This window comes from Fictibacillus phosphorivorans (genome assembly GCF_001619875.1).
In the GTDB taxonomy this organism is placed as follows: domain Bacteria; phylum Bacillota; class Bacilli; order Bacillales; family Fictibacillaceae; genus Fictibacillus; species Fictibacillus phosphorivorans_B.
Genome location: NZ_LRFC01000008.1, coordinates 145,787 through 157,929, shown reverse-complemented (window position 1 = coordinate 157,929; position 12,143 = coordinate 145,787). Strand labels below are relative to the sequence as shown.

Genomic DNA, 12,143 nt, shown 5'->3' with positions numbered 1-12,143 from the left:
ATGGAAGATCCGTTAAAGCAGCTGCCTGAAATTTTGAACAACGGCCGTATGAAAACCATTACGTTTAAAGAGGAACACAGGCAGAGCGTTCTTCAGAAAACACGTGATCTGAATAAACTTCCTGCACCTAAAAGTATGTGGTATCATTGGTTTCATCAGAGTTTGAGTCTTGCACTCGGTGTAGCCTTTATCTTTCTTTTTATCCAATTCGCCGAAAGCATGCCTCTTAATAAGGATACGAATAAAGATGCCAATTTCTTTGTGAAAACCCCTTATGTCAATCAAGCCATTTTAACAAAAGCACGACATGATATGCGGCATCAGCATAATGTGACAGGAATAGATGCCTACCAAAAAGGTGATACCTTAACTGTATATATTAGGTTTCCTGAAAATCTTTCACAAGAAAAACAGTTTTTTTTAACCGAATCATACTTAAAGGGAGTATCACACCTCACGTTAAACGAACCGTATGAAGCGCAGGAAAATTTGGGCGAACTATGGAAATATGTTAATCTAAAAGTCTATACAGCAAGTTCTACGGATAACGATTTGATTGCAGAACTTCTCAAAGTGGATAAAGACTTCGAATGGCTCGGTTCGATCAAGAAAAATGAAGGTACTTTAAAATGGGAACGAATCACGAATAAATAAACCATAGCCAAACAGGATATATGTATGTGCAGCTAGAAATTAGACAGGAAACAAGCAAAAGCGGTGAATAGCATGAAAAAAACACACATAAAATTTTTTACAGAAGTAGGCGCACAAAAGCCGAACAGCATCAAAAACAGAGAAACACCTTGTCCATTTTGTCGCATTGATGAATTGGAAGAAGTACTTGATAAAAGCGGATCGATTATATTAGTAAAAAATAAATATACCGTACTTGATGGAGCTTATCAGACAGTCCTTATCGAAACAGACGAATGTGAAGGAGAACTTTCTAATTACAGGAAAGATCACCTTTATGATGTCCTGCGTTTCGGTCTGGAACATTGGGAGCGGATGTTAACTAGCGAAAAATATCGTTCGGTTATGTTTTTTAAAAACCACGGTCCTTTATCAGGCGGAACGATACGGCATCCTCACATGCAGATTATTGGTCTGAACGAAGTGGATTGTATGCATGATTTTTCTGTCAATCAGTTTGAGGGAATTTCTATTTTAGAGAAGGATGGGGTAAGGTTCACCGTTTCAAATGAACCGCGGGTAGGATTTTATGAGTTGAATGTGATTTGGGAAAAGGATGCTGATTTAACCTTATTCGCAGATTGCATACAGACAGGAGCTCATTTTCTGCTTAATCATTTCCATCGAAACTGTACGAGCTATAATCTTTTCTTCTATAAAAAGAACGGCACTACGTACTGTAAGATCATGCCTCGCTTTGTAACATCGCCTCTTTTTATGGGGTACGGTGTACAGCAAGTGGCTAATAATATTGAAGGTATTGCAAAAAAAATACAAGACATTTATTTCACGGTATAAAGAAAAACCAGATCATTCAGATCTGGTTTTTTGCTTTATCAAACAGTGTTTCCATGGCAAACACGATGAGTGGATGCGTTTCGTCCATCACTTTGTTGATCTCCAGCCGTTCAGTCCACTGGTGAGCATCTTTGCCTAGTGGACCGATGTTAATCACCGGAATGTTGATCTCTCTCATATCATCAAAGGGAATGTTATATCTTGATCCTAGTAAAGGAAAGTTACTAGTAAACGCTGAAAGATCTCGAGCATCTCCGTTGAAACCAATATAACTTAAATCAGATAAACCGCTAAAGTAATGAACATTAACAAGGTCACTGTTGAACTCCCTTTTTGCATGGTTCACTACCTCTTCTGATGTCGCTTTAATTAATGGATGATCACTTGAACAAACAGCGGGATAAAATGGCGGTGTGTAGAAAAGAACAATCATTGGTGAAATGTCTCTGCACAGACTCGCCAGTTCAAATACATATTGAATGGTAAGTTCTCTTTCATCAGCATTTGGATTATTGGTTTGCAGCATGTTTTCTCTGCGGTCTAATTCTTCTTGTCCATATTTTGTTACTGCATGCTCATAAAGTTCGTTAAAGGTGAGTACTTTTATGTTTTCTTTTTCAGGTGTGAAAGGAACAATTTTAGATACGGCTTTACTTCTTTCATATAGTCGGTTCTCTAAATTTCTAGCTGCAGTCTGAGCACTGTTCATCAGCATGGATGTAATATCTGATAGCGACCGATTAAACAGCATAAGGTTAAATAGAGTAACAGCGGCATGTGGAATCTGCACGGAATAATGGTCTTTTAAATCTTTTTGTATCAAGTTCGTAGGAACAGGCGTAGCTTCTTCCCGAAACGTCTCAACATAATCAACGTTCCATTCTAGTTCTCTCGTAATCTCTGCTGCCATCGCGTTGCCATTCAAACCAGCAAGCGGTTCACCGACGTGCGTCTCTTTACCGTAACAAAGGAACCCTGGAAGGATCTTACCCGTTGATCCTGTGTACATATATGGCGCAGTATCACCTGGGAATTTAGTGAAACTAGGCTCACCGTTTAAACATGTGATGTATTTAATATCATATTCTTCCTTCAGCTGGCGTAAAACACTTACACCTGCCAGCATTCCCTCAGAGTGAACTTCTTCATCTGGAACTGATATCATAAGAACATTTCCTTTGAAATGACCTGTTGCTGCTTTCTCAATCATGGACATATGAAGCGCGACACCCGCTTTCATATCCATCGTTCCTCGACCGAACAGCCAATCGCCACTCTTTAAATCTTCCTGAACAAAAGGATGAAGCAGCTCTTTATTTTCAATAATCTTTTCGGTAAGTTCATCAGCCCGAAAAGCGAGGTGTTTCCATTCTCCAAAATCCTCAACAGAGACGACATCAAAGTGACTTAACAGGATAATCGTCTCTTTTACACTAGGATCTTTCTGTACAAATGCTGTTATCAGTTTTCGGCCATCTGGAAGGGGATGATGGCGAACGTGATCTGGGTGTGTTGTGAAATATTCAAGTGAAGATAGTGTGTGGTAAAGGTGCTCTGCCATAAACATTTCTCCATCATGATGGGTGATGCTCGGAATTGAAACAAGATCTTTTAGCAGTTTTGTATATCCTTCTTTTGATTGCCACTTTAACATATGTGTACCTCCTAGATGTATGTCATTGTTATCTATACTACTCTTTCCCTTTAAATCCTTTTTTAAAGAAAGTTTTTAAAATCATTGGTGTCCTTGTAAGAGGTTGATTTCCGTTCCAGATGCTCGCTTTCCATGGTGTACGATGTCTACAAAGGTGGACATTATGTAAGCAGCTTGATAGGGCTTCTATAAAAGTGTGAAGCCACCGCCGCAAAAACTTCATTGGGACATATTGACAGATAATGACATAACGTGGTATATGTGTATTGTAACCAATAGTACACTTAATACAAATGAGGTGAATTTGTGATTAAAGTTAATCATTTATCTTATGCTTTTAAGATTGGAAAGAAAGAAAAGGAGAATGTTGTTCCTGTTTTGCATGATGTAAATCTGCAGGTGGAAAAAGGGGAAATCGTAGCGATTGTTGGTAGGAGCGGTTCAGGGAAGTCAACATTATTAAACTTAATATCGGGATTCATTCAAGCTGAAACAGGTACGATTTCTATCAACGGGACCAAAGTTAGTGGTTTGTCAGAATCAAAGTGGGCAGAATTTCGCTTAAGCCACCTTGGGTTTATCTTTCAAAGTTTTCAGCTGATCCCTAGCATGACAGCTTATGAAAACATAGAACTTCCGTTGGTTCTAAAGGGGACGAACGAGAAAGATAGAGTTGAACGGACGAAAGAAATGTTAAAAAGGGTTGGTTTGGAACAGTATCAAAGTCATTATCCAGGAGAACTTTCAGGAGGCCAGCAGCAACGGGTCAGTATAGCAAGAGCATTGATCTTAAATCCTCCACTCATATTGGCTGATGAACCAACAGGAAGCTTGGATTCTGAAAACGAGAGAGAACTTTTATCGTTTATAAAAGAATTAAATGAAAACTATGGGATTACCTTTTTAATGATTACACATGATCATGAAGTAGCTTCCATCGCCCACCGGAAAGTGGAGATTGTAGACGGGTACTTAAGAGAAGGGAGAATGCTTCGTGAAGTTCAAAGATAAGCACCGTTTTGTCAGAAGTAATATGAAAAGAAACAGAACACGTGTCTGGATGACGATCCTCGCTTCAACGATTGGCTGTGCCTTTTTAATCATGCTAGCATCAGTCGGGTTTGCCATCCATAAAACAGCTGTAGATGATGTGATGAGTTACCGGTTGATGAACGAAATACAAATCCAAAAAGAAAACGGTATGATCACGGATAAAGAAGTGAAGAAATTAGAGAAGATTAAAGATGTAAAGGCGGTTACCCGCAAAAAGCATACACCAGCAAACGAATTTACGCTCGGTGATTACATGATCAGTACTTCTGTTTTCAGTGCACATATGCCTTCTGAGATCAAAGCTGGTTTTGAACTGGACCGCGGTCGTTTACCTAAAAATAAGAATGAAATCGTAGTCGGGTATCATTTTTCGGAACAATTCATAAAAGAAGCGCCTGAAAGTTTTTATGAAGGGTTGAGCGAGGAAGAGTCACAGGAAAAACACAAAGAGTTAGTTTACAAAGAGGACTTAATAGGAAAAACGCTCACCTATCATTTGACTCCAGCTGATAATAAGGATCAAAATGCAAAAAATCTTTCGGTAGACGTTAAAGTAGTTGGGATTGGAAAAAAACCAACAAAGAAGTGGGCTATTGTTACAGATGCTTATATTACAGATGATCTTCGAAAAGAGGTAGTTAACACGCTATTTGAAAAAAATAAGAATGAAGGTTCTTTGGAAGAAGGGTATGACGATGTAAAAGTATATACGTCGTCAGCCGAAGAGGTAAAAGCAGTTTCTGAAGTCATTGAGAAGATGGATTTATTAACTTATTCTGTTGCGAGCGAGTTAAAGGAGCTAAACCTATATTTTACTTTGTTTAAAGCAGGTTTAATTTTTATCGGTGGAATTGCTGTTCTGATTGCATCCATCGGCATATTTAATACGATGACGATGGCCGTAACGGAACGCTCACAAGATATCGGTATCATGAAAGCTATCGGTGCAACACCTAAAACCATAAAACGAATTTTCTTATTAGAAAGCGGTTATATCGGTTTATGGGGAGTGGGATTAGGTACAGTTCTGGCTTATATGATCAGCTATGGAGTCAATTTTGCTCTTCCCATTATCATAGAGCAGTTTTTAAACGAAAAACCACCTGAAGATTTCATTCTATCTTATATTCCATGGAGCCTGACTGTGATTGCAGTAACGATCTGTATGGGCGTAACGCTGTTATCAGGTTGGAGACCAGCAGCAAAAGCTACCACGGTAGATGTACTAAAAGCGTTAAGAAGAGACGTGTAGAGGTGAGCACCAGTAGAGGTTAGTCTGCTGGTGTTTTTTGTAATGAGGTGTCTTTCTGAAGTGTACACTAAATATCTATTTCCGTGATGTTTGGCCTTTTTTCCGTGATTGTTCTTTCTTTTTCCGTGATAACTTAAGATTTTTCCTTAATCAAGCTTTGTTTTTCCGTGATCACCTCCTCCTAATCAAGTCAGTGTCTTTCCTGACTAAAAATATACCCAATTACGACAGGAAAAAGAGTGATATTCCACGAAAACGTAAATTAAAAGGAGTGGTTAACATCATGAAACAAATTATTGCTATGGGTGGCGGCGGTTTTTCCATGGAACCTGAAAATAAACGATTGGATCATTACATTCTTCAGCAATGTAAAGCTGCTCAACCTCGTGTTTGCTTTGTTCCTACTGCGAGTGGAGATTCAGATGGATATATCGAACGCTTTTACAAAGCTTTTAAAGCTGAAAACTGCATATCATCACATTTGTCGCTCTTTTCACCACCTCTAGATCTCAAGGATTTCGTGAATCAGCAGGATATCTTTTATGTTGGCGGGGGTAATACAAAAAACCTTCTCACTCTGTGGAGAGAATGGGGATTAGATGCTCTATTAAGAACGGCATATGAAGAAGGGAAAATTCTGGCGGGTCTCAGTGCAGGATCACTTTGCTGGTTTGAAGAAGGTGTGACCGATTCATTTGGTCCGCTTACAAGGCTGGATTGTCTTGGCTTTCTCCCAGGAAGTCATTGCCCCCATTATGATGGCGAGGCAGAACGACGACCCGCATACCATAAACTTATTAAGGATGGATTAAAATCAGGATATGCAGCAGATGATGGGGCAGCACTTCACTTTATTGATGGAAAACTGCACAAAGTGGTTAGTTCAAGAGAGAATGCAAAAGCATATCTCGTAGAAAGACAAGGGGATGAAGTGGCGGAAAAGGAGCTCGAGACACTTTTTTTAAAATAAAGGTTTAAAGTTCTGATGATTGGGCGGAAAATGTACTAATCGCTAATCATCAGGAGGTAAAAGTGTTGAAAAAATTTGCAAGCATTCTGTTATTCGTGATGCTGGTCATCGTTTTAGCATCGTGTGGAAACAAGAATAAAGACGATGAACATAAAAATCATGATATGGAAGAATCCAAAGCCGCATCTCAAACGGCATCCAGTAAAGTAAAGGGTGGATCTTACATTGTGAATCTTATTGATTCAGAAGGTGATAAAGCAGGAGAAGCCACTTTAACACAAACAGCGGATGGAGTTAAAGTTGAGGTGAATGCCACAGGATTGAAGCCAGGCGAACATGGCATCCACTTCCATCAAGAAGCCATATGTACACCGCCGGATTTTAAATCAGCTGGATCACACTTTAATCCGACAGAAAAAAAGCATGGGTTTCTTAATCCGAAAGGTCCTCATGTAGGGGATATGCAAAATGTGAAGGCAAACAAAAGCGGTGTTGTTCAAGACGAGGTGTTATCAAATCTTGTGACACTTTTAGAAGGCAAGAGTAATTCACTTTTTGCAAACGGAGGCACCTCACTTGTTATTCATGATAAGCCCGATGATTATAAGACTGATCCTGCAGGAAACTCAGGAGACCGTGTTTTGTGCGGTGTAATTAAGAAATAAATAAAAAGGCTGGAAACCCGTAATCTACGGAATTTTCCAGCTTTTTCATCCTTTTAAGGAAGACAGGTTCTTGCTGATTTGATCATTTTATGTGATGACGTGTATTTTTTATGTGATGTGCCAAGTTTTTTATGTGATTATATCCTTTTTTTATGTGATCTCAATTCCTCTGTTTTTTTCAAAAGGATTTTGCAGCCAACTGGGGTGCACGCTGCTGCCGTACGCACACCTCACACTTTTGTATTTTACGAAAAAGTCCTAATTTAACTCCCCGTACTCGTAAAGGCTTTTAAACCTTTATTCCAAAACCAGTAGGCCACCACACATGAGACAATCGCCACTACAGGTGTTAGCAATGCAAGTTTTTGAAATCCTGAGCCTTCGATAAAATAGGCAGCAGGATAGAAAGCGGTAAAGCCGTATGGAATGATCCATGTAAGCAAGTGACGAATGCCTTTGTGATAAATCGTTAATGGATATCGAGCAAAATCACTTAAATTAAAAATCGTCCATACGATCGGAAGGCTATCGACCATCCAAAAGGATAACGTTGCAAAAAAAAGATTAATCGCTACAAAGATAAAGCCAGATGCAATAATCATGACAATAAGAATAAAGAACTCTAAAACTCCCCATGAAATATCCAGATGCGGCATGGCCGTACTGATAACGATGATACCGATAAACAGCTGTCCAAATCCGTCCTGCTGAAGCCGATCAGCAATAAAGTGAAACAACGGATTGATCGGACGTATGAGAAGACGGTCAAACTTTCCTGGCCGAATATACTGCCAACCGAGCGTCCACAGGTTATCAAAGAATATATGGTGAATGGACCGCCCTGTAGCGGCGATTCCGTATATGAATAGAATTTCGTAAAACGTCCAGCCGTTAAGCTGATGAATATGATCGAACACAATTTTAACAAAGAAGATTCCTGCAAACTGCTGAAGCATAACTGATAAGACGCCAAGCAGAAAATCCATCCTGTATTCCATCATTACTTTTAAGTTTTGTTTGCAAAACAAATAATATAATTTCAAGTACCGTGTTAACAAGCTAGCCACCTCCTAACCTCCAAAAATCGTGACCTTTTTTATTGCTATCGACCATAGGACCCTTAACAAAACAAAGAGTAAGACAGCCCAAAATACTTGCGATCCTAGCGCAAGCCATGCTTCTGTTCCAGTTAATATGCCTGTGTAGATCGCTACTGGAACATAGACCATTGCTTGAAATGGAAGGAAAAGACTGACCGTTTGAAACCATTCGGGAAATAGGATAAGCGGAACAAGTGCTCCAGAAAAAAACGAGATTACCGCTTCTTTCATCACTTCAAGCCCCCAAAGGTTAATCGTCCAAAAGGCAAGAATAGCAATCAGCAGGTCGAAAAATGTACCGATCCAAATCCCCATTAGTGCACTTAGCAAAAATAATAAGCCGCCTTGCCACGTAGTCGGCAGTGTAATATCCATAAAAATAAACGCAAGTATGCCTAGAGGCAGTGCTCCACGTATAAAGTGAATGATTTTGTCCCCGATATCCATAGCGATCAACCGAGTGATAAGGTGATAAGGGCGCATGAGTTCAATCGCAACATTTCCATCCTTTATGGTATGAGCAAGTTCTCTGCCCACACCTGAAACGAACATCTGTAAAAACATCGCGATAATAATATACGTAATCATGCTATCAAATGGCAGACCTTCTATTTCCGTGCGGCTGCTGTACACGGCTTTCCAAAAGAAATAAATGACAAGCATTCTTAAAAGAACGGAGAAGGTATTTGCCCAAAACCATGCGGAATAAGCAGCATGAACTTGCATTTGAACACGGGCAAACTCAATGTATTTCCTCATGCTGCACCCTACCTTTCAACCCTTTGCTGTAGATCTCTTCAACGATAGTTTCAATCTTTGCATCAGCAATCGTTAAGTCTAAAACAGGATAATGCTTCATCATACAGCTGATCACTTCTGCTCCTGAAATCTCTTTGCTGCTGAACGAAACAGATACAACATGATGATCCTCGTCTGTTTTTGGAATCACTACAGCTGCTGATCTTATTTCTTCTGGCAGCACAAAATGATCGATTGAATGCTCTAGCTCAAATTGAATGACACGCTTATCGCCAAATTGTGCTTTGATGTCCTGAATGGACCCGTCATATATGACACTGCCATCATCGATGATAATAATACGATGACAGATTTCCTCGATGTCTTGCATATCGTGCGTAGTTAATAGCACAGTTGTTCCGTACCGAGCGTTCATCTGTTTGATGAAGTTGCGGATTCGTACTTTAACCGCAACATCTAATCCGATGGTTGGCTCATCCAAGTACACGACCTTAGGACGATGTAAAAAAGCAGCAGCGAGTTCACAGCGCATTTTCTGGCCTAAGGATAGCTGCCTTACCGGTATACCTAGCAATGGTTCTAAGTGAAGCACTTCCACGAATTCAGCTAACGTTTCTTCATATTGCTTTTGTGGAATTTCGTAAATATGTTTTAGCAGTTCATAGCTTTCTCGAACAGGGATATCCCAGAACAATTGTGTCCGCTGTCCAAAAACAGCTCCGATATGACTGGCGTTTTGTTTCCTATTTTCATAGGGAATGATTCCGTTCACTTTCACTTCGCCAGAGGTAGGGGTTAAAATTCCGGTTAACATCTTGATCGTTGTCGACTTTCCTGCACCGTTCGCCCCAATATATCCAACCATTTCGCCTGATTCAATGTGCATGCTTATTCTTTTAACCGCTTTTTTCGTTTCATATTTTCTATGAAACAATGATTTAACGGCTCCTCTTAAACCAGGATCCCGTTTTGCAATTTTATAATATTTTTCCAGATTTTTTACAACAATCATGTGAAATCTCCTTAAAAATGAACACAAAAAAACCACAGACCATTTCCTGCGGGTATGTGTGCATATGTAATTTTTGCTCACGAATCGACGCGTCAGGTTTTAAAGGGATATGTAATTAATTTGATTGTATGATGAAAATCCACATGTTATCCCTCTCCTTTTGAAAACGTTTGCACTAGTATGCAATATACGCATTATATCGAAATTTTCATGATTTGTAAAATATATCCTTGTCTTTCATTTATCAGGTTCTAGTTTAATTGATTAAGTGTTTGGGAAAGTAGAGCTTATGTAGAGGTCAATAAATGTAACCATAAAAGGAGGAAGAATATGTACGATTACAATGGAGTAACGGATTCGTGGATGGCTTATTTGGGAAGACTGCCTGATTTGCTTCTAGCTATTTTAGTATTGTTAATTGGCTGGCTTATCGCTTCTCTAGTTGCCAAAGCAGTCAAAAAAGCTCTCCACAAAACTGACTTTGACAATAAAGTCGCAAGGTGGATGAGACCTGACTCAGATGGGGAACAAGTTGAACATAAGAGATCTGGAACATATTCTTCAGAAGAAATTATTAGTAAAGTAGTATTTTGGATCTTAATGGCAGTGGCAATTGTTATGTTCTTAAACATGCTTAGCCTTCCGTATGTTGCACAGCCGATTTCAAACGCATTAGGTGTAATTGCAGCAGCCATTCCTAACTTATTAAAAGCAGCTTTAATCGCGGCTGTTGCTTGGCTGATCGCATCTGGATTATCTATACTTGTAAAAAAATTAGGACAAAACACACGTTTCGAAAGATTATTGCATCGCTGGAAGCTTACTCGAGATCCGAATCAATCTGACAAAGCGGTTATCTCAGCTTCAAAAGCAGTATTTTACCTTACATTACTCTTATTCCTTCCTGCTGTTTTATCTGCATTAGGAATTGATGCTATCTCTGAGCCATTAGAAGGCATGTTAACGGGATTCTTTGCTTTCTTACCAAAACTTCTTGGAGCAGCTATCATTCTTTTTGTAGGATGGTTAGTTGCTAAAATCGTTAAGGAGATTCTCGTAAATTTCTTACAAAGCATCGGAACAGACCGTTTAGCCAACAAAATGGGTGCTGAACGCGCATTAGAGAAAACATCTCTTTCACAACTAATTGGAACAATCGTATACGTTTTTATCTTAATTCCTGTTGTAATTTCTGCACTTGAAACACTGGACATCAATGGAATATCCGGCCCGGCAATCGGTATGTTAGGCCAGATTATGGACATGATTCCGAATATTATCGTAGCTATCATCTTAGTAGCTGTAGGATTATGGCTAGGTAAATGGGTGAAAAGAGCAGTTACTTCGTTATTAGAACGAGTTGGATTCAACGGTATCTTTCACAAGATGGGACTTGGATCTCTTCATAAGACAAACCAAACGTTTACCATCTCAGAGATCATCGGATATGCCGCTCAGGTAGTTGTTGTACTTCTCTTTACTATTGAGGCATTGCAACTCGTTAATCTTGAAAGTTTAGTTAGCATACTATCTGTTGTCCTTGCTTATATCCCGATGGTTTTAACGGCTGTGTTGGTACTTGGAATCGGATTCTATGCTGGAGACCTTGTAAAACGTGTCGTTCAAAGCATGGTGAAACAACAGGCAGAAGGCAAGCTTTTAGGTAATATTGCAAAGTATACGATTATTACGCTCGCGTTCTTCATGGCTCTCGATCAGCTTGGAGTAGCAAAAACAATCGTAAACGCTGCGTTCATTTTGATATTAGGTGGATTCACCCTTGCTTTTGGCCTTGCTTTCGGCCTAGGTGGACGAGATGCTGCTGGTCGTACGCTGAATAAATGGGGACGACGAATGGAACAGACAACGATCGGAAGCCCGGACCCAGCGGAGTGGAAAGATAAGACTTCATTAAAAGACTTCCGTACAGATTCTTCAAAACAGCAAGATGTTTCAACAACACCAAATATGGATAAGCCTCATACCATCGCAAAGGATAGACAGTTTGATCACTTGAACACACCAAGCGATGAATTTGGCATCAACAAGAATGACCCAAAAAGAAATGATTTCTAATCCATAAATAAATAGGAGAATAGAAATGACTCATAAAGGTGAACCTTAACCTTTGTGGGTCATTTTTCATCGGTTCATTCACTGAGGTTTCATGTGATTTTCAATGAATGT

Annotated in this window: 11 protein-coding genes; 7 read left to right on the top strand and 4 right to left on the bottom strand. The window is 39.5% G+C overall.

The window, feature by feature from the left end; all coding sequences use genetic code 11:
• On the top strand, nucleotides 1–654 hold the full coding sequence (locus AWM68_RS07005) for a hypothetical protein (protein WP_066239121.1): 654 nt from the start codon (nucleotides 1–3) through the stop codon (nucleotides 652–654).
• A gap of 72 nt (nucleotides 655–726) precedes the next feature.
• Nucleotides 727–1,491, top strand: a complete 765-nt coding sequence (locus AWM68_RS07000) for a DUF4931 domain-containing protein (RefSeq protein WP_066239118.1) — start codon at nucleotides 727–729, stop codon at nucleotides 1,489–1,491.
• 16 nt (nucleotides 1,492–1,507) lie between these two features.
• Here the strand turns inward: AWM68_RS07000 and AWM68_RS06995 are convergent, their stop codons facing one another.
• Nucleotides 1,508–3,145 carry a M20/M25/M40 family metallo-hydrolase gene (locus tag AWM68_RS06995; protein WP_066239115.1) on the bottom strand — a complete coding sequence of 546 codons (1,638 nt, stop codon included), beginning with the start codon at nucleotides 3,143–3,145 and terminating at the stop codon, nucleotides 1,508–1,510.
• Between the two features lie 306 nt (nucleotides 3,146–3,451).
• On the opposite strand from AWM68_RS06995, the gene AWM68_RS06990 reads away from it, so the two are divergent.
• The 4 genes from AWM68_RS06990 to AWM68_RS06975 all read left to right on the top strand — a co-directional run bounded on the left by AWM68_RS06990 (nucleotide 3,452) and on the right by AWM68_RS06975 (nucleotide 7,085).
• On the top strand, nucleotides 3,452–4,156 hold the full coding sequence (locus AWM68_RS06990) for an ABC transporter ATP-binding protein (protein WP_066239113.1): 705 nt from the start codon (nucleotides 3,452–3,454) through the stop codon (nucleotides 4,154–4,156).
• Nucleotides 4,140–5,450 (top strand): ABC transporter permease, encoded by a 1,311-nt coding sequence (locus tag AWM68_RS06985; RefSeq protein ID WP_066239110.1) that lies wholly within the window; start codon nucleotides 4,140–4,142, stop codon nucleotides 5,448–5,450. The genes AWM68_RS06990 and AWM68_RS06985 overlap by 17 nt, the downstream gene beginning before the upstream one ends.
• Before the next feature lie 283 nt (nucleotides 5,451–5,733).
• Nucleotides 5,734–6,420 (top strand): peptidase E, encoded by a 687-nt coding sequence (locus AWM68_RS06980; RefSeq protein WP_066239107.1) that lies wholly within the window; start codon nucleotides 5,734–5,736, stop codon nucleotides 6,418–6,420.
• Between the two features lie 62 nt (nucleotides 6,421–6,482).
• Nucleotides 6,483–7,085: a superoxide dismutase family protein gene (locus AWM68_RS06975; protein WP_419865574.1), complete on the top strand. Its 603-nt coding sequence runs from the start codon at nucleotides 6,483–6,485 to the stop codon at nucleotides 7,083–7,085.
• Nucleotides 7,086–7,348: 263 nt separating this feature from the next.
• On the opposite strand, the gene AWM68_RS06970 is transcribed toward AWM68_RS06975, so the two are convergent.
• The 3 genes from AWM68_RS06970 to AWM68_RS06960 are packed head-to-tail and all read right to left on the bottom strand — an operon-like array spanning nucleotide 7,349 to nucleotide 9,956.
• Nucleotides 7,349–8,152 (bottom strand): ABC transporter permease, encoded by an 804-nt coding sequence (locus AWM68_RS06970; protein ID WP_066239103.1) that lies wholly within the window; start codon nucleotides 8,150–8,152, stop codon nucleotides 7,349–7,351.
• Between the two features lie 3 nt (nucleotides 8,153–8,155).
• On the bottom strand, nucleotides 8,156–8,944 hold the full coding sequence (locus AWM68_RS06965; protein ID WP_066239099.1) for an ABC transporter permease: 789 nt from the start codon (nucleotides 8,942–8,944) through the stop codon (nucleotides 8,156–8,158).
• Nucleotides 8,928–9,956: an ABC transporter ATP-binding protein gene (locus AWM68_RS06960; protein WP_066239096.1), complete on the bottom strand. Its 1,029-nt coding sequence runs from the start codon at nucleotides 9,954–9,956 to the stop codon at nucleotides 8,928–8,930. Before AWM68_RS06960 ends, AWM68_RS06965 begins: the two co-directional genes overlap by 17 nt.
• A 330-nt stretch (nucleotides 9,957–10,286) precedes the next feature.
• Here AWM68_RS06960 and AWM68_RS06955 point away from each other — a divergent pair, with 330 nt between their 5' ends.
• Complete coding sequence (locus AWM68_RS06955) at nucleotides 10,287–12,032, top strand: mechanosensitive ion channel (protein ID WP_082820605.1); 1,746 nt, start codon at nucleotides 10,287–10,289, stop codon at nucleotides 12,030–12,032.
• The last annotated feature ends 111 nt before the right edge of the window (nucleotides 12,033–12,143 follow it).

Coding starts and splice junctions, on each gene's coding strand:
- AWM68_RS06980 (WP_066239107.1), top strand. CDS start 5,734: ATGAAACAAATTATTGCTATGGGTGGCGGCGGTTTTTCCATGGAACCT.
- AWM68_RS06995 (WP_066239115.1), bottom strand. CDS start 3,145: ATGTTAAAGTGGCAATCAAAAGAAGGATATACAAAACTGCTAAAAGAT.
- AWM68_RS07000 (WP_066239118.1), top strand. CDS start 727: ATGAAAAAAACACACATAAAATTTTTTACAGAAGTAGGCGCACAAAAG.
- AWM68_RS06960 (WP_066239096.1), bottom strand. CDS start 9,956: ATGATTGTTGTAAAAAATCTGGAAAAATATTATAAAATTGCAAAACGG.
- AWM68_RS07005 (WP_066239121.1), top strand. CDS start 1: ATGGAAGATCCGTTAAAGCAGCTGCCTGAAATTTTGAACAACGGCCGT.
- AWM68_RS06955 (WP_082820605.1), top strand. CDS start 10,287: ATGTACGATTACAATGGAGTAACGGATTCGTGGATGGCTTATTTGGGA.
- AWM68_RS06965 (WP_066239099.1), bottom strand. CDS start 8,944: ATGAGGAAATACATTGAGTTTGCCCGTGTTCAAATGCAAGTTCATGCT.